The sequence below is a fragment of the Pseudoalteromonas sp. NGC95 genome (assembly GCF_015864705.1).
GTDB classification, from domain to species: Bacteria; Pseudomonadota; Gammaproteobacteria; order Enterobacterales; family Alteromonadaceae; genus Pseudoalteromonas; species Pseudoalteromonas arctica.
This window is the reverse complement of record NZ_JADYWR010000036.1, coordinates 1-24187: the sequence shown is the minus strand read 5'-3', so window position 1 is coordinate 24187 and position 24187 is coordinate 1. Positions and strand designations below refer to the sequence as shown.

Sequence of the window (24187 nt, the reverse complement as noted above, 5' to 3'; positions counted from 1 at the left end):
TAATATCGAGAGCATTAGAAAGTTGCATAAAAAAATCCGAATTCTACAAAAGAATTCGGATTCTTACATACCTAGAAGATCGTTCAAGTGCTATTAACTAATTCTTAAATGATCGGCATTAGCCTCTTGGCTTGCTTTAAATATCGTTATTTTAACACGAAAAATTAAACTTTTAAGTAATCCATAATACCTTCTGCAGCGTTACGTCCTTCAAAAATAGCAGTTACCACTAAATCTGAACCACGTACAATGTCGCCACCAGCAAATATTTTAGGGTTAGTAGTTTGATGTGTAAACTCACCTTGTTCTGGTGCGTTAATACCGCCCCAGTTATTTATTTCTACATCGTATTTTTCTAACCAATCCATTTTGTGAGGCTGGAAACCAAACGCCATAATAACTTGGTCTGCTTCAATAACATGCTCTGAACCAGGTACTTCTTCAGCACGGCTTCTGCCTTTTGCGTCAGGTTCGCCTAATTTAGTTTTAACCATTTTAACGCCGGTCACTTTACCTTTATCGTTCAATACAATGCCTTTAGGCTGAACGTTATACGTAAATATAACGCCTTCTTCTTTCGCGTTTTTAACTTCACGTTTAGAGCCTGGCATATTTTCTTTATCACGACGATAAGCACACGTTACTTTTGCAGCATTTTGTCGAATAGACGTACGCACACAGTCCATCGCTGTATCACCACCGCCAAGTACAACTACTTTTTGATTAGCCATATCAATACACGGTTGTTTTGTCTCGTCGTAGCCCATTACACGGTTCGTGTTACCAATCAAAAACGGCAATGCATCGTGAACACCCGCTGTATCTTCATTTTCAAGACCTGCACGCATACTCTGATACGTACCAACCCCTAAAAACACAGCGTCGTAATCAGCTAAAATTTGATCAAGTGTAATATCAACACCTACTTCAACATTTAACTTAAATTCTACGCCCATTTCAGTGAAAATTTCACGGCGCTTTTGCATTACTGATTTTTCAAGTTTAAAAGAAGGAATACCAAATGTGAGTAGTCCACCTATTTCTGGGTGACGATCAAACACTACTGGTTTAACGCCGTTACGCACCAAAATATCAGCACACCCTAAACCTGCAGGGCCCGCACCAATAATGGCTACTTTTTTGTCAGTCCATGTTACATAAGACATATCAGGCTTCCAGCCCATTTTAAATGCCTCATCAGTAATGTATTTTTCAATATTACCAATTGTAACCGCACCAAACTCTTCATCGAGCGTACACGAGCCTTCACACAAGCGGTCTTGTGGGCAAACACGCCCACAAACCTCTGGTAAACTATTTGTACGATGAGAAAGCTCAGCCGCCTCTATAATACGGCCCGTGCGTATTAACTTTAACCATTGTGGAATGTAGTTATGTACTGGACATTTCCACTCACAGTATGGGTTACCACAATCTAAACAACGGTCAGCTTGTGAGTTAACCTGATTCTCTGAAAAGGGTTCGTAAATTTCTACGAAAGATTTTTTACGTGACGAGATTGGTTTTTTGCGTGGGTCTACACGCTGCACGTCTATAAATTGATATACATTTTCGCTCATACTGCCCCCTTATTGCGCCTGAACACGTAGTTCGGCACTACTGCGAGCGCGATGCCCGAGTAAACTTTTTACGTCACTTGATATTGGTTTTACTAATTTGAACATCGGTAAGTACAATTCAAAGTTAGCCAAAATACTTTCTGCTCTGCACGAACCCGTAAGCTCTAAATGCTCAGCAATTAAGCCGCGTAAATGTTCTTGATGCGACGTTAATTCGTCTAGTGTTACTATTTCGACAAGCTCTGGATTAATGCGTTTTTCAAAATCATTTCGCTCATCTAAAATATAAGCAAAACCACCTGTCATACCCGCGCCAAAGTTAACGCCTACATTGCCCAGTACACATACAACGCCACCGGTCATGTATTCACAACAGTTGTCACCTACACCTTCAACAACCGCTTGCACACCTGAGTTACGAACTGCAAAGCGCTCGCCTGCACAACCTGCAGCAAACAGTTTGCCGCCTGTTGCACCGTATAAACATGTGTTGCCTGCAATTGTGGCTTTGTGACTTTCGAACGACGAGCCAAGTGGTGGACGAATAACTAACTTGCCACCCGCCATGCCTTTACCTACGTAATCGTTTGCATCGCCAACCAGTGTCATTTCAAGGCCACCGGCATTCCAAACACCAAATGATTGACCCGCAGTACCATGTAGCTCAATTGCTACAGGATCTGCCGCCATACCTTGGTTGCCATATTTATCAGCAATATAGCCAGAAAGCATTGCACCTACCGATCTGTCCGTATTACAAATACGACTTACTAGTGAAATACCGCTTGAAGCATCAATTGCTTCTTGCGCCTTAGCAAGTAGGCTCTCATTAAGTTTTCCTAAATAATGTGAGCTATTAGGCGCACTGCAATAAAGTGTTTCACCTGTTGGGTTATTAGGCTGAGCAATTACTGAAGATAAATCAATTTTCTTCTGTTTTGCTGTTTTGCCTTCAATTGCTTCAAGCAAATCTAAACGACCGATTAAATCAGTTAAATTTACAACACCTAAGCTAGCCATGATTTCACGTGCTTCTTGCGCTATAAACTTAAAGTAGTTCATAGCCATTTCTGGTAAGCCGTGGTAATGCTTTTGACGAAGTGTTTCGTCTTGTGTTGCAACACCGGTCGCACAGTTATTTAAATGGCAAATTCGTAAGTATTTACAACCAAGCGCAACCATTGGGCCGGTACCAAAGCCAAAGCTTTCTGCACCTAAAATTGCCGCTTTAATTATATCTAAACCCGTTTTTAAGCCACCATCTGTTTGCAAGCGAATACGATGACGCAGTCCATTTTCAACAAGGGCTTGCTGCGTTTCTGCAAGTCCTAGTTCCCATGGGCTACCTGCATATTTAACTGAAGTAAGTGGGCTTGCGCCTGTACCGCCGTCGTAGCCAGAAATAGTAATTAAATCGGCATACGCTTTAGCAACACCCGTTGCAATGGTTCCTACGCCTGGTTCTGAAACCAGTTTTACAGAAATAAGTGCTTTAGGGTTTACTTGTTTCAAATCGAAAATTAGCTGCGCTAAATCTTCAATTGAATAAATATCGTGATGTGGTGGTGGCGAAATTAATGTAACACCTGGAACAGAATAACGAAGCTTAGCAATATACGGGGTTACTTTTTCACCCGGTAATTGACCGCCTTCGCCTGGTTTTGCACCTTGCGCTACTTTAATTTGAATAACGTCAGCACTGCGTAAGTAATGCGGCGTTACGCCAAATCGACCTGAAGCGACTTGCTTAATACGCGAGTTTTTCTCGGTACCATAACGCAGCTTATCTTCACCGCCTTCACCAGAGTTTGAACAACCACCTAAGCGGTTCATTGCAATTGCTAGAGCCTCATGCGCTTCTGGCGATAATGCACCAATACTCATTGCTGCTGAATCGAAACGCTTGTATAGGTTTTCTGCAGGCTCTACATCATCGATGCTAATGCCTTGCTCTGGAATTTTAAGCGCAAGCATGTCACGTAAAGTGGCAATAGGACGCGTATTAACAAGTTTTGCATATTCACTGTAATCACTATATTCACCAGAACGAACTGCTTTTTGCAGGGTTTGGATTACATCAGGGTTATAAGCATGATACTCGCCGCCATGTACGTACTTAAACAAGCCGCCGTGGCTTAATAATTTACGCTTACTTAGAGCGAGTTTGTGTAAGCTTTGCTGATCGTCATCAAAGTCGGTAAAGCATGCGCCCTGTATGCGACTTGCCACACCTTTAAAGCACATTTGTACAATAGCGTCAGATAAACCAACCGCTTCAAACAACATTGAGCAGCGATATGACGCAACCGTACTTATGCCCATTTTAGACATGATTTTGTATAAGCCCTTGTTAATGGCTTTACGGTAAGCAAGAGTTACTTCGCAATACGACTTATTAATAATTTTGCTGTCGCTCATCGCAACTAACGATTCATACGCAAGGTATGGATAAATTGCCGTAGCACCAAAGCCTAATAACACAGCAAACTGATGCGCATCACGCACGCTACCGGTTTCAATGATAATGTTTGATTCACAGCGAAGATTGTTATCAACTAATCGTTTTTGTACCGCACCTACAGCCATAGCTGCTGGAATCGGCAAATTTGCTTCATCAAAGTTACGGTCAGTTAAAATAAGCATGATACAACCAGCGGCTGCTTTTTCTTGTGCTTGGTCACAAATACGCGTTACCGCATTTTCTAAACCTTCTTCAACTGTGTAGATAATATCAATTTTACAGTAGCTGTAATGCGCTTCATCAGCATTTAATAGCTGCTGCATGTCTGCGTACATTAAAATTGGCGTATCAAACTGTAGGCGCTTAGCATGGCCTGTTGTTTCGTTAAATACGTTTTGCTCACTACCAATACATGTCGCAAGTGACATTACATGATTTTCACGCAGTGGATCGATAGGTGGATTTGTTACTTGCGCAAATTTTTGGCGGAAGTAATCATAAAGCGAACGATGCCCTTCACTAAGCACTGCAAATGGCGTGTCATCACCCATTGAGCCGGTTGCTTCTTGGCCGTTTTCACCCATTACACGAATAACACTATCAAGTTCTTCGTTGGTATAACCAAACATTTTTTGATATTTAGCTAGCGTTTCGTCATCAAATGAGCGATTACCCGCGTCTTGTTCAGTAAGCTCTTCAAATGGAACTAAACGCTTAACGTTCTCCTCAAGCCATGACTTGTAAGGATGGCGAGACTTTAAATCTTGATCGATTTCATCTGAGTGCCAAATTTTGCCAAGCTTAGTATCAATAACTAATAATTCACCTGGACCAACACGGCCTTTTTCAACTACTTCATCGGCAGTGTAATCCCAAATACCCACTTCTGATGCAAGCGTAATAAAGCCATCTTGTGTAATTACATAACGCGCTGGACGAAGTCCATTACGGTCAAGGTTACAAGCCGCAAAACGACCATCCGACATAACAATACCTGCCGGGCCATCCCATGGTTCCATATGCATAGAGTTAAAGTCGTAAAATGCACGTAAATCGTCGTCCATTGCACGGTTTTTCTGCCATGCAGGTGGTACGAGCATACGCATAGCGCGGAATAAATCCATGCCACCAGCTAAAAATAGCTCAAGCATATTATCTAGGCTTGATGAATCAGAGCCGGTTTCGTTTACAAACGGCGCTGCGCTTTGTAAATCAGGAATAAGCGGTGACGCAAACTTATATGAACGTGCGCGTGCCCACTGGCGGTTACCTTCAATAGTATTAATTTCACCATTGTGTGCTAAATAGCGGAAAGGTTGAGCTAAAGGCCAACGCGGCTGAGTATTAGTAGAAAAGCGCTGATGGAAAACACAAATCGCACTCGTCATACGAATATCAGCTAAATCTAGGTAAAAATTTGGTAAATCTGCAGGCATCATTAAGCCTTTATAGATAGTTACCAAACCAGATAGACTTGCAATATAGAAAGCTTCGTCATCAACAATGCGCTTTTCAGCGCGGCGGCGTGCTACATATAAGCGACGCTCTAAGTCTTTAGAACGCCAACCTTCTGGCGCGCTAACAAAAATTTGTTCAAAACCTGGTAATTGCTGTACAGCAATAGGACCCAACATAGATGGGTCGGTTGGCACAACGCGCCAACCTAAAATATTTAACGTTTCTTTTTCTAATTCTTCGCTAAGTATTTGTTTTGCAGCTTGCGCTAAAACAGGGTCTGAATTTAAAAATATCATACCCACTGCGTAGTTTTTGCCTAAGTGCCAGTTATGTTCACTAGCAATAGCACGGAAAAAGCTATCTGGTTTTTGTAATAATAAACCACAGCCATCACCTGTTTTACCATCGGCAGATATACCACCACGGTGCTGCATGCGATCAAGCCCCGTAATAGCAGTACGAATAAGCCTATGACTAGCTTGACCATTAACTTGGGCTATTAAGCCAAAGCCACAATTTTCTTTTTCTAACTTTGAGTCGTATAACATAGACCCCTCCCCTTGCTGCACTGTTAGCGTGGATGAACTGCTCGACGATTTGCTAACAGACGGACAAAACTAGCCTCTATCTTAAATAGAGTCAATAGCACTTTGAATACATATTCACATTCTTGAATATTTCTCACTTCATAGCAAGATTTCTTTTTATCATTATTTTTAACATTTAGCGTTATTTTAACCACTATTTTTTCATGACACTGGTGTCAAGTTTAACATATTGTAAAAAAACACGAGCCTTCGGCCTGCCAGCTTACGTAAACGTAAAGGCAGCCGAAAGTGAATAAGTATTCAGCGCTAAAGGGGCTATTCAGTTAACATTTAGATAGTTTTATGCTATTTCATTACTTTAATGGCTTAACATCCCTGATTATTGCTGCTCATTAGTATAGTTATGAAAGTTCATGTCATTTTTTGTACGTTAATAGTGAATTTTTATTTAAAACTATGTCCGATGCGGACACATAAACTGTCCGCGGACATAAATTTCAATAACAAAAAAATAAAATCACTTAAATATCAATAAGATAATAGTTGGCATATTAATCGTATAGCTTTATATATAATCGCTAATTGGAATTACTATGTTTACTCTAAGCTTATTTTTACTCTCTCCTATTGCCGCTATTTGCACAGCAGCTTTATTACTGCTGTGCGAAAAATACATAAAAGCAATTTAGGGGAAATTAAATGATTAAAGATACCAGCGCACAAGACGTACAGGTAAAGGCACCTATAAGCTATAAAAAATACGCGATGATCACTGCGATTGTTTTCATTGTGGTCTCTGCAATTGCTTATATTTTTTTAACTAACCATAGCGCTAAAAGCTCTATTAGCCGCTCAAAAGTACAGATTGCAAAAGTACATGTTAAAGCGCTCATTCGAGACATTGCCGCCAGTGGTAAAATTGTTGCTGCTAATGCCCCTAAAATCTACAGTCCAGAACGGGGATTTATAGATTTAAAAGTAAAGGCCGGCGATACAGTAAAGCAAGGCAACACACTTGCCCTGCTGCAAAGCCCTGAGTTAACTAATGAATTAAAGCAACAGGAGTCTGTACTTAAAAGACTTGAAGGTGAACAGCAAAGGCAGCATTTGCAAGCAAGACGCCAAACACTCACTTTAAATAAAACACTCGATATGGCACAAGTTGAGCTTAACGCCGCTGAGCGCGAAAATCGTCGCGCACAGTTATCAATACAAAAGCACTTAATTAGCCAAATTGATCTAGAAAAAGCAGTTGATGATTTATCCCGAGCTAAGCTCTCCTATAAGCATGCGCAGCAAGAGGTATTGCTTGCCAAAGACACGCTCGCTTTTGAACTACAAGCTGCTAAAAGTGATGTGACCCGCCAACAACTTATTGTTGATGACTTAATCCGAAAAGTAAGCAACCTATCTATTAAGGCTACCGTTACAGGGATCGTGGGTAACCTATTAGTGCAACAAAAAGCCGCAGTGACGCAAAGCCAACCTCTTATGACTCTCGTCGACTTAAGTAATTTTGAAGCCGAACTCCAAGTTCCTGAAAGTTACGCAAACGAATTAGGGCTCGGTATGGAAGTAGAGCTTAAGTTAGGCAATGAAACAGTGATGGGGAATTTATCCGCCATATCACCAGAAGTTAATAATCGTGAAGTAACAACACGCGTCCGGTTTAAAGGTGTTACTAACAACATTCGTCAGAACCAACGCTTAACTGCACGTATTTTACTCGACAACCGAGAAGGTGTAATGCAAGTAAAGCGTGGTGCATTTATGCAGCAAGGCGGAATTATAGCTTATAAAGTCGATGGCAATATCGCAAAGCGTATACCTATTACAATAGGCGCCACCAGCATTAATGCGGTTGAGCTTTTAAGTGGACTAAAAGAAAACGATGAAATTATTATTTCAAGCTACAGCGACTTTAAGCAAGCCAACACGATTTTATTAAATTAAACAGACGTTCTCAACCAACGCTAAAAATAATTAGGAACAACCATGTTACAAATGAACAATGTAAGTAAAGTATACCAAACAGAAATGGTACAAACCCATGCGCTTCGAGATTTTAATCTGCAAGTAAACGAAGGCGAATTTATTGCTGTTACCGGTCCTAGCGGCTCAGGAAAAACAACCTTTTTAAATATTGCAGGTATGCTCGAGCCTTTTAACGAAGGTGAATACCTGTTGGATGGCGTTAATGTTGGCAGCCTAAACGATAACCAACGTGCTGATTTACGTAATCAAAAAATTGGCTTTATATTTCAAGGCTTTAATTTGATCCCCGATTTAAATTTATATGAAAACATAGAAGTTCCTCTTCGCTACAGAGGGATTAAAGCAAATGAGCGAAAACGTCGAATTGAGCAATGCCTTGAACAAGTTGGTTTAGCATCTCGCGCTAAACACTTACCTCAACAACTCTCCGGTGGCCAGCAACAACGTGTTGCAATAGCCCGTGCGCTTGCTGGTGAACCTCGTTTTTTACTTGCCGATGAGCCAACAGGTAACCTTGACAGCTTAATGGCTCGCCAAGTTATGGAGTTACTTGAACAAATCAATCGCGACGGTGCCACTATTGTAATGGTAACGCATGATAGCGAATTAGCCCGCCGTGCTCCGCGTAATATTCAAGTAGTTGATGGGCAGCTTGCCGACTTTACACTTTATCAGGGCGCGCAAACTATAAAAACAGCATCGGGGGTTTAACTAATGTTTATTCATTATTTAGATTTAAGTTGGCGCAGCTTCAAGCGCACCCCACTGGTTAGCTTTTTAATGGTACTTGCCATTGCGATAGGTATAGGCATAACAATGACCAGCCTTAGTGTTTATCACATGATGTCGGCCGATCCTATCCCAGAAAAAAGCAGCCAACTTTACAGTGTGCAATTACAAACAATGGACGATGGTAGTACGTGGTGGACAGAAGATAACATGCCACTGCAACTGACTTATCAAGATGCTGAGAACTTATTAAACGCACCCACGTCAGAGAAAAAAGTGGCTATGATGCGTACCGGCTTTTCAGTTTATCTGGACTCCGACAAAATAAAACCTTTTATAGGTAATGCTCGCATGACAACGCCTGACTTTTTTAGCATGTTTAATTTGTCATTTCTATACGGAGGGGCTTGGAGCAAAGAGCAAGAAAACTCAGCCGCACCTGTGGTTGTTATTACCCAAGAGATAAACGATAAACTATTTGCAGGACAAAACTCCGTCGGAGAACTGATTTACTTAGATGATGCAAGCTATCAAGTAGTTGGTGTTATTAACCATTGGCCTCTCAATATTAAATATTATGATTTAAATAACGGTGCATTTAATCAAGTAGAAGAGTTATTTATACCCTTTAGCTTAATAAAGGCAAAAGAGCTCGTAAGTTGGGGCAATAGCAATGGATGGAAACACGAAAACACACCAACCTTTGCAGATAAACTGCAATCTGAGCAAGTATGGATCCAGTTTTGGGCAGAGCTAAATACGCTTGAACAAAAACAAGCCTATCAAAATTACTTATTAGCCTATATGCAAGAACAACAAAAACGTGGTCGATTTAATCGTAAAGAACTTGAGTATAAACTTCGCGATGTAAACCAATGGATGCAATACAACAACGTCGTCACCGAAGACAATAAAATTTTAGTAGGCCTGAGCTTTATGTTCTTAGGTGTCTGCTTAGCCAATATTTTAGGTTTACTTTTAGCTAAGTTTTTACGCAGAGCGCCAGAAGTAGGTGTAAGGCGCGCATTAGGTGCTAGTAAAAGGCAAATATTTTTACAGCACTTAGTTGAGGTCGCCATGCTTGGCTTTATAGGTGGCATGCTAGGAATTGTACTAGCACAACTTGGCTTAATGGGCGTAGGGCAAAGCTACGACTACTATGAAAACTTAGCGACAATGGATTTAACCATGCTATTGAGCGCTCCATTGATTGCAATTACAACCTGCATTTTGGCTGGTTTGTATCCAGCTTGGCTAGTGTGCAAAACCAACCCTGCCATTTATCTTAAGAGCCAATAAGGAATTTAACAATGTTAGAAATAAAACCTATATTTAACGCCTTATGCCGCTCAAAGGTGGGCGCTGTATTACTGCTAATTCAAATTGCAATCACAACGGCAATAGTCAGTAATGCTGCATTTATCATTCAAGACAGAATTAGCTATTTAAACCAAGAAACGGGCTACCCTGAACAAGATATATTTAAGTTTAATGTAATGACCTTTGGTACTGATATTAACTTAAGTCAGCAGTTTGAGCTTGATGAAAGCATGCTTAGAAAAATGCCAGGCGTGGTCGATGCCGCATTAAGCAGTAGTATTCCGCTATCAGGGAGTGGCAGCGCTTCGAGCTTTAATTTAAAACCTGCTCCACAAGAAGGCCTAAGTGTCAGGACCGCTTATTTTTTTATAGATGACCACGCAATTAATACCTACGGCGTTAACTTAATTGCAGGGCGAAACTTTACCGAAGATGAAGTGCTCGTTACAAACGAAATTACACAAAAGCGCACCAACGTCACTATAGTCACTAAAGCCTTACTTGATGAGCTCTACCCTGATGGAGATGGTTTAGGAAAAATAGTTTATTTTGGTGACCTACCACTTAAAGTTATTGGCGTAATCGGAAAAATGAAAGGCCCGTGGCTCAAAGACAGTAAACCCGATAATCTTGCGTTTATTCCTTATATTAAAGCAGCAAGTTATGCACAAGTTGCCGTTCGTACAGAGCCTGGTCAGCGAGCAGCTGTAATGAAAGAAATAGAAAATGCTATGCTCGAAAATTACAGCAAACGCGTTATTAATAACATTAAAGGACTTGATGAATTAAAAAATGAGTATACCGCTCAAGATCGCCTCATGATGCGCATGCTCATAGTATTAATCACTATTTTAGTGCTTATAACCGCTCTCGGTATTTTTGGCTTAACCTTATTTAATATTAGCAAACGTACTAAGCAAATTGGTACACGCAGAGCACTTGGCGCAAGAAAGTCAGCTATTGTTAGCTACTTTTTAGTAGAAAATGCATTAATTTGTAGCCTAGGTTTAGCCTTAGGTGTAGTAACAGCAATACTGCTTGGGAAAATGTTAATGCAGTATTTTTCTGTAGCTGCACTACCGCCAAGTTATATAGCCGTTACCGCCATTGCCGTATTTTTAATGAGCTTACTTGCGGTATTAGCGCCGGCTAAACGCGCTGCTAATATTTCGCCCAGTATCGCAACTCGCACAATTTAACCTAGAATCCGCTTGAGGTAGATTTATTATCCAGAGTTTAGGTTACTAAATCATGTAAAAATCACTATGCTACACTGATTAGTAAGGCAGTGTAGCCATTAAAAAATTATAAAAATAACCTATGACTCATAAAATACTCATTGTTGATGATAACCAAGCAGTACTCGATGCACTTTCATTGTTGCTCGAGATCCACGACTTTTCGGTAGTCACTGCAACAAATCCGTTTGATGCTATGCAAAGAGTTCGCTATCAGCGAATTGAGCTTGTAATTCAAGACATGAACTTTACCAGCGACACAACCTCTGGCGAAGAAGGTAAAGCCTTGTTTTATGAACTACGAGAAATAAACCCACACCTCCCTATTATACTTATTACAGCCTGGACCGAACTTGCCACCGCCATTGAGCTTGTAAAAGCCGGTGCTGCCGATTACTTACCAAAACCCTGGGATGATGCAAAACTACTAGTTTGCATCAGTAATTTAATAGAGCTAGGCAGTGCTAAAAAAATAGTTGCTACACATAATCGCCTTCAACAAGAACGTAAAGGTACATTTAAAAATGCAGACCTTGCTGGGCTAATATTTAAAAGTACCGCGATGGAGCGTCTGGTCACTATGGCGCTACAAGTGGCTAAATCTGATATATCTGCATTAATTACAGGCCCTAATGGGAGTGGCAAAGAGTGTATTGCGTATATCATTCAAAAAAACTCCCCGCTTGTATCGCAACCTTTTATTAAGGTAAACGCAGGTGCACTACCACAAGAACTTATAGAGGCCGAACTTTTTGGCGCTGAAGCTGGCGCATACACGGGGATAACCAAACAACGTATTGGTCGATTTGAAGCAGCTGATGGCGGTACGTTATTTTTAGATGAAATTGGTAATTTACCACTTTCAGGACAAATAAAATTACTACGCGTACTACAAACCGGCGAGTTTGAACGTTTAGGCTCAACACAAACACGAAAGGTAAATGTGCGGGTTATATCGGCCACTAACGAAAACTTACTACAAGCAATTGAACAAGGTCGATTTAGGGAAGACTTATATTATCGCCTTAATGTAATTGAGCTCAATGTGCCTGCCCTTAGCGAAAGGCAAGATGATGTTTTAGCACTCATTAGCCATTTCTTACCTCACCGAGAGCTGACTATAAACACAGAGCAAGCACTTCAACACTACAAATGGCCAGGTAACGTTCGAGAGCTAGAAAACGCTTGTAAACGTGTAGCGGTACTAAAACCTACAGGTGCGCTTACAGTCGATGACTTTGCACTTTCGTCACCGGTCTCTTCCCAACAAAAAGCAGAGCCGACCAAACAGGAAATAGAACACGCAATGCGCGCTCACCAAGGTGTTATAGCCAAAGTGGCCCGTGAATTTGGTTTAAGCCGACAAGCTCTTTATCGTCGATTACAAAAAATGGGTATTGATTATTAATGCCAAACATTATTAGCCACTTTACCCTAAGCCAAAAGGTTGTGTTAATTTGTGCACTTTGTAGCGTGCTGCCTGTTTTTATTATTGCCGCGCTTAGTGGTTTTGATATGTACTACACTCTGTTTTTAATATTACTAACGCTTGCATTTAGCACCTTGCTTTCAAGAGCTCTCACCAAGCCAATAAAGCTTGGCATGCAATCGCTCGAAACTGGATTGCTTAATTTTAAAGATGGTGAGCTCTCCAGCTTACTAGCATATAAAAGTAATGATGAACTTGGAAAACTATGCCGACTTTATAATCAAACCGCTAAACAGCTTCGCCAAGAAAAACAATGGATTTACCAGCGCGAGTTAATGCTTGATAAAGTATTGCAAAGCTCGCCGCAAGCGTTATTACTGGTCAATGATAATAATACGGTGGTATTTAGTAATTTAATTAGCCGTAGTTTATTTAATAGCGCAACCCGCCTTGAAGGTATGCAGCTAAGTAAATTGCTCGAAAATTCGCCCCTGCAATTAATAGCAGCTATAGAGCACGGTGTTGATGGCCTCTTTAATATAGAAATAGAGAATCAAGACTCGCAAACTTGGCATTTAGCCACCGGGGAGTTTTTACTCAATAACCAAAAGCATCATTTATATATATTTAAACAATTAACCCGTGAGCTTAGTCGCCAAGAAGTTGCCGTGTGGAAAAAGGTAATACGCATTATCAGCCACGAATTGAATAATTCACTCGGCCCTATGTCGTCCATGTTACACAGCGCACAATTGCTCGCAAATAAAGTTGATGAGCCCCGCCTTGCCCGTGTATTTGCAACTATTGATGAGCGAATTAGTCATTTAACTGAATTTGTACAAGGCTATGGCAAGTTTGCTAAATTACCTCAGCCACAAAAAACACGGATTAACTGGCAAAACACACTCAATAATTTAAAAAATCACTGGCAATTTAGCTACGAAATAAAAAATTCACACAATGAATTACAAGCTGATCAAGCCCAACTCGAGCAGCTGCTCATAAACCTATTAAAAAATTCACACGAGTCAGGCTCCAACTCCAATGAAATACATATTCAGGTCGAATTTGTACCCCAAGCTTGTGTTATAAATGTGAGCGACTGCGGCAAAGGAATGAGCGAGCAAGTAATGGCAAATGCTTTAGTGCCCTTTTATTCTACAAAAAGTACGGGGAGTGGTTTAGGGCTAGCCTTATGCAGAGAAATAGCAGAAGCGCACCAGGGGCATATAAGTTTACATAACAAAATAGAGGGCGGCTTAAACGTACAAGTGAGCCTTCCTTATTCGTAAATTCACAAAAATTAAAAACAACAAAGCCACTTAAAAAGTGGCTTTGTGTTTAAAGAGCTTAATAACCTGATAGCAGGTTGAGTAATAAATTACTCTGCGTCAGCTTCTTTATATTTAGCAGCAGTTTCTGTAATTAACGGCTGTAATTCACCGCGTTGAAACATTTCGATAATAATGTCACAACCACCAACTAATTCGCCATCTACCCAAAGTTGTGGGAATGTTGGCCAATTTGCGTATGCTGGAAGCTCAGCACGAATGTCTGGATTAAGTAAAATATCAACGTATGCAAATGGTTCACCACATGACATTAACGCTTGCGATGCTTGTGAAGAAAAACCACAATTTGGTAATTTTGGTGACCCTTTCATGAAAAGGATTATTGGGTTTTCTGAAATTTGCTGTTTAATTTTATCAATGGTTTCCATCTACAACCTCAAAGTAACGATAGCTAAATATATTTAGGTCTTGAAAATAACTCATCGTGACCACAAATATATAACTTAAAATGGGCAAATAAAGCCGCAATTGAAATAGTCTTTCGCAATAGCATTGCTGTTTGCTTAAACTTGAGTAAAATACTCAACAATTATAGTAACACTATATTACCGCTTGGTATAGGTAACTGGTCTGTTTCAACAGGCATTACGTATTACCAAATGGACTATCAACCAAAGAAGATGGAGATAAAAAAATGGCATTTGAACTACCGTCACTACCATATGCAATCGACGCACTTGAGCCACATATTTCAAAAGAAACGCTAGAGTTTCACCATGGCAAACACCACAACACATACGTGGTTAAGCTTAATGGTTTAATCCCTGGTACTGAGTTTGAAAACAAATCTCTAGAAGAGATCGTATGTTCATCAGAAGGCGGCGTATTTAACAACGCAGCACAAATCTGGAACCATACTTTTTACTGGAACAGCTTATCTCCAAACGGCGGCGGCGAGCCTACTGGCGCAGTTGCTGATGCAATCAACGCTAAATGGGGTTCTTTTGATGCATTTAAAGATGCATTAAATGACAAAGCAGTAAATAACTTTGGTTCAAGCTGGACGTGGTTAGTTAAGCTTGCTGATGGTTCACTAGACATCGTTAATACATCTAACGCTGCTACACCATTAACTGATGATGGCGTTACTCCAATCCTTACAGTGGATTTATGGGAACACGCTTACTACATTGATTACCGTAACGTTCGTCCAGATTACCTTAAAGGTTTTTGGTCGCTTGTTAACTGGGAATTCGCGAACGCTAACTTCGCTTAATTAGCCTTTAAACGCTAATGTAAAAAAGACGCTTAGGCGTCTTTTTTTGTTTCTTGTTTATCACACCCAAGCGCCTCATCATTTAATAAAACACTTTTAGTAACATGATCTTTTTTCACTTAAATTTTTAATTTTATTGCACAAAAATACAGATTCGTGACTAGACTTTAAAAGGTAAGCACCTTTTTACAGCGGGTTTCGGAGGTTATTATGACGATTTTTGAGCATTACCAAGCACGATACGAAGCGGCACAGGAAGAAGAATACAGTATCGCTGAATTTCTTGAGATTTGTAAAACCGATAAGTCTGCCTACGCCAGCGCACCAGAACGCCTACTCATGGCAATTGGCGAACCAAACATGGTAGATACCGCAACGGATGCACGGCTAAGCCGGTTATTTTCTAATAGAGTAGTTGCACGCTACCCTGCCTTTGCTGATTTTTATGGTATGGAAGACGCCATTGAGCAAATAGTCTCTTATTTAAAACACGCCGCCCAAGGGCTTGAAGAATGCAAACAAGTGCTTTATTTACTTGGACCTGTTGGTGGGGGTAAATCATCCATTGCTGAAAAACTAAAATATTTAATGCAACAAGTGCCTATTTATTCAATTAAAGGTTCTCCGGTAAACGACCATCCTCTTGCATTATTTGACCCAATAGAGGACGCCGACGTACTAAAGCAAGAATACGGTATTAAACCGCGCTACTTAAAAACCATTATGTCGCCTTGGGCTGGCAAACGCTTAAAAGAATTCAATGGTGATATTAGCCAATTTAGAGTGGTTAAGCGCTACCCCTCAATTTTAAACCAAATAGGCATTGCCAAAACCGAACCTGGAGATGAAAACAACCAAGATATTTCAGCGCTAGTGGGTAAGGTCGATATTCGCCAGCTTGAGCACTTTGCCCAAAACGATCCTGATGCATACGCCTACTCGGGCTCTTTATGTTTAGCTAACCAAGGGCTGATGGAATTTGTAGAAATGTTTAAAGCGCCTATTAAAGTGCTGCATCCTTTACTTACCGCAACCCAAGAAGGTAACTACAACGGCACAGAAGGCATTAGTGCCCTGCCCTTTAATGGCATGATCCTCGCTCACTCTAATGAATCTGAGTGGCAAACTTTTAAAAACAATAAAAACAACGAAGCATTTTTAGACCGTGTTTATATTGTTAAAGTACCTTACTGCTTACGTGTAACTGAAGAAATTAAAATTTACGACAAATTACTTGAGCACAGCGAGCTATACAACGCGCCATGCGCACCAGGTACACTTAAAACATTGGCGCAATTTACGACGCTATCACGTTTAAAAGAGCCAGAAAATTCAAGTATCTATTCAAAAATGCGGGTATACGATGGCGAAACTCTAAAAGACACCGACCCTAAAGCAAAATCGTATCAAGAGTATCGTGATTATGCAGGTGTTGATGAAGGCATGACGGGGCTCTCTACTCGCTTTGCGTTTAAAATTTTATCCCGCGTGTTTAACTTTGATACCACTGAGGTTGCTGCAAATCCGGTGCATTTGTTCTATGTGCTTGAGCAACAGATAGAGCGCGAGCAATTTTCAAGCGAAATAGAAGAACGTTATTTAAGCTTTTTAAAAGGCTATTTAATTCCGCAATATGTAGAGTTTATAGGTAAAGAACTGCAAACCGCTTATTTAGAATCGTATTCAGAATACGGACAAAACATTTTTGACCGTTATGTTATTTATGCAGACTTTTGGATACAAGACCAAGAATATCGCGACCCTGATACAGGACAACTATTTGACCGTGAGGCACTTAATGCCGAACTTGAAAAAATAGAAAAGCCAGCAGGTATTTCTAACCCTAAAGATTTCCGTAATGAAATAGTGAACTTTGTATTGCGTGCCCGTGCGCATAACAACGGTAAAAACCCACTATGGACAAGCTACGAAAAACTACGCACGGTGATTGAGAAAAAAATGTTCTCTAATACCGAAGATTTACTCCCCGTAATTTCGTTTAATACTAAAACGTCTGCTGAGGATCAGCAAAAGCACGAAGACTTTGTGAACCGTATGGTCGAAAAAGGCTATACACAAAAACAAGTTCGCTTGCTTTCTGAGTGGTATTTACGGGTTAGAAAATCGCAATAACCTTCATAGTCGTAGTATATAGGAGGTCAATATGGCGCATTTTATAGATAGGCGTTTAAACGGAAAAAATAAAAGTACGCTTAATCGCCAGCGCTTTATTAGGCGCTATAAAAAACAAATTAAAGAAGCGGTTTCAGATGCGATTAACAAACGCAGTGTTACCGACTCAAGCTCTGGTGAGAGTATTTCTATTCCACAACGCGATATCAGCGAACCTACATTTCATCAAGGGCAAGGCGGGAATAGAGAACAAATTCACCCTGGTAACGATCAGTTCTCTACAGGTGATAAAATTGAGCGCCCTAAAGGCGGACAAGGCGGCGGTGCCGGTGAAGGTGACGCCAGCGATTCGGGCGAAGGGCAAGATGAATTTGTATTTTCAATATCAAAAGATGAATACCTTGATTTACTGTTTGAAGATTTAGAACTTCCTAACTTGCAAGAGAACCAGCTTGATAAGTTAGTGCAAATGAAAACCCATCGCGCAGGGTTTTGTAGTGATGGTATGCCTAGCAATATTGATATTGTCCGCTCATTACAAGGCTCGCTTGCACGGCGTGTTGCCATGAGTGCAGGTAAAAAACGCCGTTTAAAAGAGCTCGAAGAACAACTTGCTCTGCTGCTTGCTGGTCCACATAACGATAAAGCAGCAATTGCTTTATTACAAAAAGAAATTGCAGCATTAAAAGTGCAAATTAAGTCGGTTCCATTTATTGATAACTACGATTTACGTTTTCGTAATTACGAAAAACGCCCTCATCCCACCAGCAAAGCGGTGATGTTTTGTATTATGGATGTGTCAGGCTCAATGGATCAGCCAACAAAAGACATGGCAAAACGGTTTTATATTTTGCTCTATCAATTTTTAACACGCAGCTATAAAGACATAGAAGTTGTTTATATTCGCCACCACACACAAGCAAAAGAAGTAGACGAGCAAGAGTTTTTTTATTCTCAAGAAACTGGCGGCACTATTGTTTCAAGCGCACTTAAATTAATGAACGAAATAATAAAAGAGCGTTATCTCGCAAACGAGTGGAATGTATACGCCGCACAAGCCTCTGATGGCGATAACTGGGCGGACGACACCCCGCAGTGTGGTGAAATTTTGCGTAATAAACTCTTAAGCGCAGTACGCTATTTTGCTTATATTGAAATAACCACTCGTGCCCATCAAAGCCTATGGCGCGAATATGAATCCATAACACACAGCCATAATAATTTCGCTATACAGCATATTCAAAGCGTTGAAGATATTTACCCAATTTTCAGGGAGCTATTTAAAAAAGGTCGTCAACAGCAAAACTCTGCATAGCCTAAAGCGAGGTAGCATTATGAATGATAAACGAATGAGTGATGGCCCAGATTGGACCTTTGATTTATTAGATGAGTACCAAGGTGAAATTGCCCGTGTTGCAGCTCACTACAGGTTAGACACATACCCTAATCAAATTGAAGTGATAACCGCAGAGCAGATGATGGATGCTTATTCAAGCGTTGGTATGCCTATTGGCTACAGTCATTGGTCGTACGGTAAAAAGTTCATTCAAACAGAGCAAAATTATAAGCGCGGACAAATGGGTCTCGCTTACGAAATAGTGATAAATTCAGACCCTTGTATTGCGTACTTAATGGAAGAAAATACCTTACCTATGCAAGCGCTTGTAATGGCGCACGCATGTTACGGACATAACTCATTTTTTAAAGGTAATTACTTATTTAAAACCTGGACCGATGCTGGCTCAATTATTGATTACTTGGTATTTGCTAAAAACTACATAAGCCGCTGTGAAGAAAAGCACGGTATTACACAAGTAGAAGCCCTGCTCGACTCATGTCATGCATTAATGAATTACGGAGTCGATCGCTACAAACGTCCACAACAAATATCGTTATTTGAAGAGCAAAAACGCCAACAAGAGCGTGAAGACTACCTTCAATCGCAAGTAAATGAATTATGGCGGACTATTCCTGAGCAACAGCAAGAAACCAAAAAGAAAGTACGCCATTTTCCTTCTGAACCCCAAGAAAATATTTTGTATTTTATTGAAAAAAATGCCCCATTACTCGACTCTTGGCAACGTGAAGTGATACGTATTGTTCGTAAAATTTCGCAATACTTTTACCCACAAAAACAAACTCAAGTAATGAATGAAGGTTGGGCAACTTTTTGGCATTACACCATCCTTAATCACTTATATGATGAGGGAAAACTCACCGACTCGTTTATGTTAGAATTTTTACAAAGCCACACCAACGTAGTTTATCAGCCACCTTATAACAGTAAGTATTATTCAGGCATTAACCCATATGCTTTAGGCTTTAATATGATGGTTGATATTCGCAGAATATGTGAGCACCCAACTGAAGAAGATAAACGTTGGTTTCCTGAATATGCAGGCAGTAATTGGCTAGATACACTGCATTTTGCAATGGAAAACTTTAAAGATGAGAGTTTTATTAGCCAGTTTTTATCGCCTAAGTTAATTCGTGATTTTAAATTATTTACTATTATTGATCATACTAATAATCCCCATTTAGAAATTGGCGCAATACATAACGACAATGGTTATAAAGCTGTAAGAGAAGCGCTCTCAGCGCAGTACAACTTGAGTAATCATGAGCCCAACATTCAAGTATATGACGTTGATATTAGAGGTGACCGTTCACTAACCCTACGCTATGTACCTCATAACAACATTCCTTTAGCAAACTCGCAAGAGGAAGTACTTAAGCATCTTTACAGATTATGGGGCTTTAAAGTAAAACTAGAGCAAGAGTCAAATTCTGGTGAGGTTTCAATGATTGGTCAATGCCCAATAGATGACTCTCGACACACAACACAATAATGAAGGGAAATAAAATTTTCATACTGATTGGGTTTGCTCAGCAGATTGTAAAAAACACCCTATTATTAACCCTAAATTCTGGATATAAAAATGACGCTTAAGCGTCATTTTTTATATCTTCGTAGGCTATTACTTTATTTCGCCCTGTATTTTTAGATTGGTACAGTGCTTTATCTGCAGCCTCTATCCAGCGCTCATGATTTTTAAAATCATTACTGCTACCAGCCAGCCCTATACTTACCGTCATTGTTATTTCAAAGTGTTTATACTTAACAGGGTTAGTTTCAATCAATACCCTTAAACGCTCAGCAAATACAAAAGCGCCTTCTTTATCTGTATCAAGTAATGTTACTGCAAACTCTTCACCGCCATAGCGCCCTGCAACATCAGTTTCGCGCAGCGTCGTACGTAGTAAGTTAGATAAATGACGAAGCGATTCATCACCACAGCTATGGCCATATTCATCATTTATTTTTTTAAAGTGGTCAATATCAAACATTAATAATGTACTACAGCCACCACTTCGCTTAACTCTCAAAAACTCTTGGCGTAGCGTACCTTCCCAGTGTCCACGGTTTGCAAGCTGCGTTAAGCTATCTGTTTGACTTACTTGTTCTAATTTTTTGTTTAACTCTTCAAGCTCTTTTTTATTTACCGCGACATCTGTTACATCATACAAAATAATACAAATATGGCTAACTTCGCCCATCGTATTTGTAAGAGGGATAAATGTCGCATTTTGATACATGTAATCAGCTTTACCAGTAATAGGTCTATAATTTTTAAACCTAAAAATGTATGGCTGCTGCTCCCAAATCGTAAAAGAGCGGTTCTTTAAAACAAAAACCGATTCTGATTTACTTCTAAACCATTTTTCGTCTATTGCTGGAAATAAATCAAATAGGTCTTTATCTTTTACTGCGCTTGGTAGAAGCCCTGAATGGTTTTCCATAAAACCATTCCATACACACACCTTATAATCTCTATCAAGTACTACAAGGCCTACATCAACGGTATTAAACATATCCATAAGCCAATGGATCTCATTCATTTCTAAATCTGCAGCCATAACTTAATCTTCTAATAGGTAAGCAACTTTATACTTCAAAGTTTTAAGTGAATCTTCAGTAAATAACAGCATGAGGTCGCAATTTATATCATGGTTTTCAATACCGTAACTAATCTCTATAGCAAGGGTGCGTTGCCAACGTGACTTGTTTGATTTAACCAGCTCAGACACATCTCTGTGTTGGCCAAGTACTATTGGGTGCCCTTGGCTAAATGACATATCGAGCTGTTTTGAAAGACCCGTTAAAATAGCGCCTATCAAAATATTACTAATATCCATAAGCAGCTCAAGTTCAATTTTATCGTTTAACTCGCCGTCATAATTCATCAAAGAAGCTATTTCTTTAAAGCTTGAATCATTTAAAAGTAATAGCGCCTCGCCCGAAATGCCACCGCCAATAAAGCCCTGGCACACACCCGATGTAGCTGCATTATTATCTATAGACTGCAGCGCCATATCGAGTTCATTAACTTCCAAAATATTCACATTAGGAATTGGTAGCTCTACAAACACATTAAGAAGACGTGCAAGTAAATCCCCAGCCTGTCCCATAGCAACGTTAGTGAGTTCTTGGTATATATCCCGAACATCAGGGTCGACTTGCTCTCCAAGCGAATGAGAGAGACGCTCACGCATGGCTTTATCTTTAATCCCATGGTGTTCAATTATGCTGGCTAGTTTTTCGGGGGAACATGGTTTTTGAATAAAATCGATAGCACCCAGTTCAAGCACTCTTTGATGTGCACTTGGCTGTATGTCACCAGAGACAACAACAGTGAGTATGTTTAGCCCCTGTTCTTTCATAGCGATTAATACTTCATACCCATCCATTTCAGGCATATTTAAATCGAGAAAAAGTATTTCTGGTTCAATTAACTTTATTTGCTTTATGCAATCAACGCCGTCGAGTGCAAATTCAACTTTAATATCCCAATCTTCAGGTAATGAACGAGCTAGCTGACGCCTAGCTAATTTTGAGTCATCACATATTAGTACCGATGTTGACATATTATCTCTCTGTTTCTAAACCAGTAATGAGCATTAAAATCATTTTATGATGGTTTTTATTTTTATTATTGAAGATATATTTTGTAACTTCATGTTAATCAAAGTTTAGCACAGTTACAATTTTTATATTGCAGAACTAATCCCAACTTCATTAGGGCGGTATAATCTCTTGGTTACTATAGCGCAGTATAATACACTGACGCCCATTGCGTTAATTTAAAAGGAAATACCTTATGTTACGTTCACTTACCTTTGCTTTGAGCGCATTTTGCTCTGTGGCTATTGCAGCCGATTACCCAGAAAACACGCTAGACATAGGAAAAGTATCTGCACAAGGCAAACCAGTCACTTTATTAGGCAAAGGGATCTCTGTTGGAGATAGCGCGCCAAATTTCAAAGTAGTTGATGACAACTTCATCCCTGTAACGCTTGAGGATTACAAAGGCCAAGCTGTATTGATAAGTGTAGTGCCAAGTCTTGATACAGGTATTTGTAGCCTGCAAACTAAGCATTTCAATGAAAAAGTAGCCTCGCAATTTCCAAGTGTTGTAATGCTAACAATTAGTGCTGATTTACCATTTGCTCAAAAGCGTTTTTGCAAAGCTGAAAATATCGATAAAATCACTACGTTATCAGATTCTGTTTGGCGCGATTTTGGCCAAAAATACGGATTGATTATTAAAGATATGGGCTTATTAACGCGAACTGTATTTATTTTAGATGAAAGCCATAACGTCATTTATAAACAATTAGTTAGTAGCCTTTCAACTGAACCAGAATACAACAGCGTAATTGAGAAACTTGAAACGCTGTAAAGCCGATTAAATAGCATTGATTAAGCAATGCTAAACAGCCTTAAAACAAAAAACCGCCAATTGGCGGTTTTTTAATGTGCTTTTATAATTAACCTAAAAGCTCACCAAGTTGTGAACTAACAGCTTCAACAGCTTGTGTACCATCTAGTTTGTGGTATTGAGTATTACCAGCAGCAGCTTCTGCTTGGTAGTAATCAACTAATGGCATAGTTTGCTCGTGATAAATACCTAAACGTTTACGTACTGTTTCTTCAGTATCATCAGCGCGAACAATTAAGTCTTCTCCAGTTTCGTTGTCTTTACCTTCCACTTTTGGTGGATTATATACAATATGGTAAACACGACCAGAACCTGGATGAACGCGACGTCCGCCCATACGTTCAACAATCACTTCGTCAGCCACGTCAAATTCAATAACGTGATCAACCACTACGCCATTTTCTTTCATCGCATCAGCTTGAGGAATTGTGCGTGGGAAGCCATCAAGTAAAAAACCTTTCTCACAATCAGCTTTAGTAATACGCTCTTTTACTAAACCAATAATAATATCGTCAGAAATTAGTTGACCAGCATCCATTACTTTTTTTGCTTCTAAGCCTAATGGCGTGCCCTCTTTAATTGCTGCACGTAACATGTCGCCAGTAGAAATTTGTGGAATACCGTATTTGTCCATTAAAAACTGAGCTTGAGTACCTTTACCTGCACCCGGCGCGCCCAAAAGAATAATGCGCATATTATTGTCCCCTAGTATGGATATTTATTTTAAAGCCTGAATTCTTCCACAAGCGCCGCCGATACTCAAGCAACTTATACTAATTGATGAGTTGTTGATGTATTTACAGCGCATTAAAAAAGGGAACATACGTTCTAATGCCGATCATTTAAGAATTAGTTAATAGAACTTGAACGATCTTCTAGGTATGTAAGAATCCGAATTCTTTTGTAGAATTCGGATTTTTTTATGCAACTTTCTAATGCTCTCGATAT

17 protein-coding genes are annotated in these 24187 nt (G+C 39.9%); 11 read left to right on the top strand and 6 right to left on the bottom strand.

Annotated elements, in window-relative coordinates; translation table 11 throughout:
• Positions 1-164: 164 nt before the first annotated feature.
• Complete coding sequence (locus tag I6E70_RS19680; RefSeq protein WP_197189418.1) at positions 165-1580, bottom strand: FAD-dependent oxidoreductase; 1416 nt, start codon at positions 1578-1580, stop codon at positions 165-167.
• Between the two features lie 9 nt (positions 1581-1589).
• Positions 1590-6047, bottom strand: coding sequence for a glutamate synthase large subunit (gene gltB / locus I6E70_RS19675; RefSeq protein ID WP_197189417.1), 4458 nt, complete (start codon positions 6045-6047; stop codon positions 1590-1592).
• A gap of 699 nt (positions 6048-6746) precedes the next feature.
• On the opposite strand from gltB, the gene I6E70_RS19670 reads away from it, so the two are divergent.
• From I6E70_RS19670 to I6E70_RS19645, 6 genes are all read left to right on the top strand, one after another.
• Positions 6747-8000 carry an efflux RND transporter periplasmic adaptor subunit gene (locus tag I6E70_RS19670; RefSeq protein WP_197189416.1) on the top strand — a complete coding sequence of 418 codons (1254 nt, stop codon included), beginning with the start codon at positions 6747-6749 and terminating at the stop codon, positions 7998-8000.
• Positions 8001-8042: 42 nt separating this feature from the next.
• Entirely contained in the window at positions 8043-8753 is a 711-nt protein-coding gene (locus tag I6E70_RS19665; RefSeq protein ID WP_004335374.1) for an ABC transporter ATP-binding protein, read from the top strand.
• A 3-nt stretch (positions 8754-8756) separates the two neighbouring features.
• Positions 8757-10070 (top strand): ABC transporter permease, encoded by a 1314-nt coding sequence (locus I6E70_RS19660; RefSeq protein WP_197189415.1) that lies wholly within the window; start codon positions 8757-8759, stop codon positions 10068-10070.
• Positions 10071-10081: 11 nt separating this feature from the next.
• Positions 10082-11290, top strand: a complete 1209-nt coding sequence (locus I6E70_RS19655) for an ABC transporter permease (protein WP_149602429.1) — start codon at positions 10082-10084, stop codon at positions 11288-11290.
• Between the two features lie 121 nt (positions 11291-11411).
• Complete coding sequence (locus I6E70_RS19650) at positions 11412-12737, top strand: sigma-54-dependent transcriptional regulator (RefSeq protein WP_197189414.1); 1326 nt, start codon at positions 11412-11414, stop codon at positions 12735-12737.
• Positions 12737-14050, top strand: coding sequence for a sensor histidine kinase (locus I6E70_RS19645; RefSeq protein ID WP_197189413.1), 1314 nt, complete (start codon positions 12737-12739; stop codon positions 14048-14050). The genes I6E70_RS19650 and I6E70_RS19645 overlap by 1 nt, the downstream gene beginning before the upstream one ends.
• Positions 14051-14139: 89 nt before the next feature.
• Here the strand turns inward: I6E70_RS19645 and I6E70_RS19640 are convergent, their stop codons facing one another.
• Positions 14140-14478 (bottom strand): Grx4 family monothiol glutaredoxin, encoded by a 339-nt coding sequence (locus I6E70_RS19640; RefSeq protein WP_004335359.1) that lies wholly within the window; start codon positions 14476-14478, stop codon positions 14140-14142.
• A 266-nt stretch (positions 14479-14744) separates the two neighbouring features.
• Between I6E70_RS19640 and I6E70_RS19635 the strand changes: the two genes are divergently transcribed.
• The 4 genes from I6E70_RS19635 to I6E70_RS19620 all read left to right on the top strand — a co-directional run bounded on the left by I6E70_RS19635 (position 14745) and on the right by I6E70_RS19620 (position 20308).
• Complete coding sequence (locus I6E70_RS19635) at positions 14745-15326, top strand: superoxide dismutase (protein ID WP_002960323.1); 582 nt, start codon at positions 14745-14747, stop codon at positions 15324-15326.
• A 210-nt stretch (positions 15327-15536) separates the two neighbouring features.
• Positions 15537-17459, top strand: coding sequence for a PrkA family serine protein kinase (locus I6E70_RS19630; protein WP_010553401.1), 1923 nt, complete (start codon positions 15537-15539; stop codon positions 17457-17459).
• Positions 17460-17490: 31 nt separating this feature from the next.
• Positions 17491-18774, top strand: a complete 1284-nt coding sequence (locus tag I6E70_RS19625) for a YeaH/YhbH family protein (RefSeq protein WP_197189412.1) — start codon at positions 17491-17493, stop codon at positions 18772-18774.
• 19 nt (positions 18775-18793) lie between these two features.
• A complete protein-coding gene (locus I6E70_RS19620) occupies positions 18794-20308 on the top strand; it encodes a SpoVR family protein (RefSeq protein WP_197189411.1) in 1515 nt (504 codons plus the stop codon).
• Between the two features lie 97 nt (positions 20309-20405).
• On the opposite strand, the gene I6E70_RS19615 is transcribed toward I6E70_RS19620, so the two are convergent.
• Complete coding sequence (locus tag I6E70_RS19615) at positions 20406-21377, bottom strand: sensor domain-containing diguanylate cyclase (RefSeq protein ID WP_024592692.1); 972 nt, start codon at positions 21375-21377, stop codon at positions 20406-20408.
• A 3-nt stretch (positions 21378-21380) separates the two neighbouring features.
• Positions 21381-22385 (bottom strand): response regulator, encoded by a 1005-nt coding sequence (locus I6E70_RS19610; protein ID WP_007584074.1) that lies wholly within the window; start codon positions 22383-22385, stop codon positions 21381-21383.
• 233 nt (positions 22386-22618) lie between these two features.
• Here I6E70_RS19610 and tpx point away from each other — a divergent pair, with 233 nt between their 5' ends.
• A complete protein-coding gene (gene tpx / locus I6E70_RS19605; RefSeq protein ID WP_101216785.1) occupies positions 22619-23200 on the top strand; it encodes a thiol peroxidase in 582 nt (193 codons plus the stop codon).
• Between the two features lie 88 nt (positions 23201-23288).
• Here the strand turns inward: tpx and adk are convergent, their stop codons facing one another.
• Complete coding sequence (adk, locus tag I6E70_RS19600) at positions 23289-23933, bottom strand: adenylate kinase (RefSeq protein WP_010553395.1); 645 nt, start codon at positions 23931-23933, stop codon at positions 23289-23291.
• Positions 23934-24187: the final 254 nt, after the last annotated feature.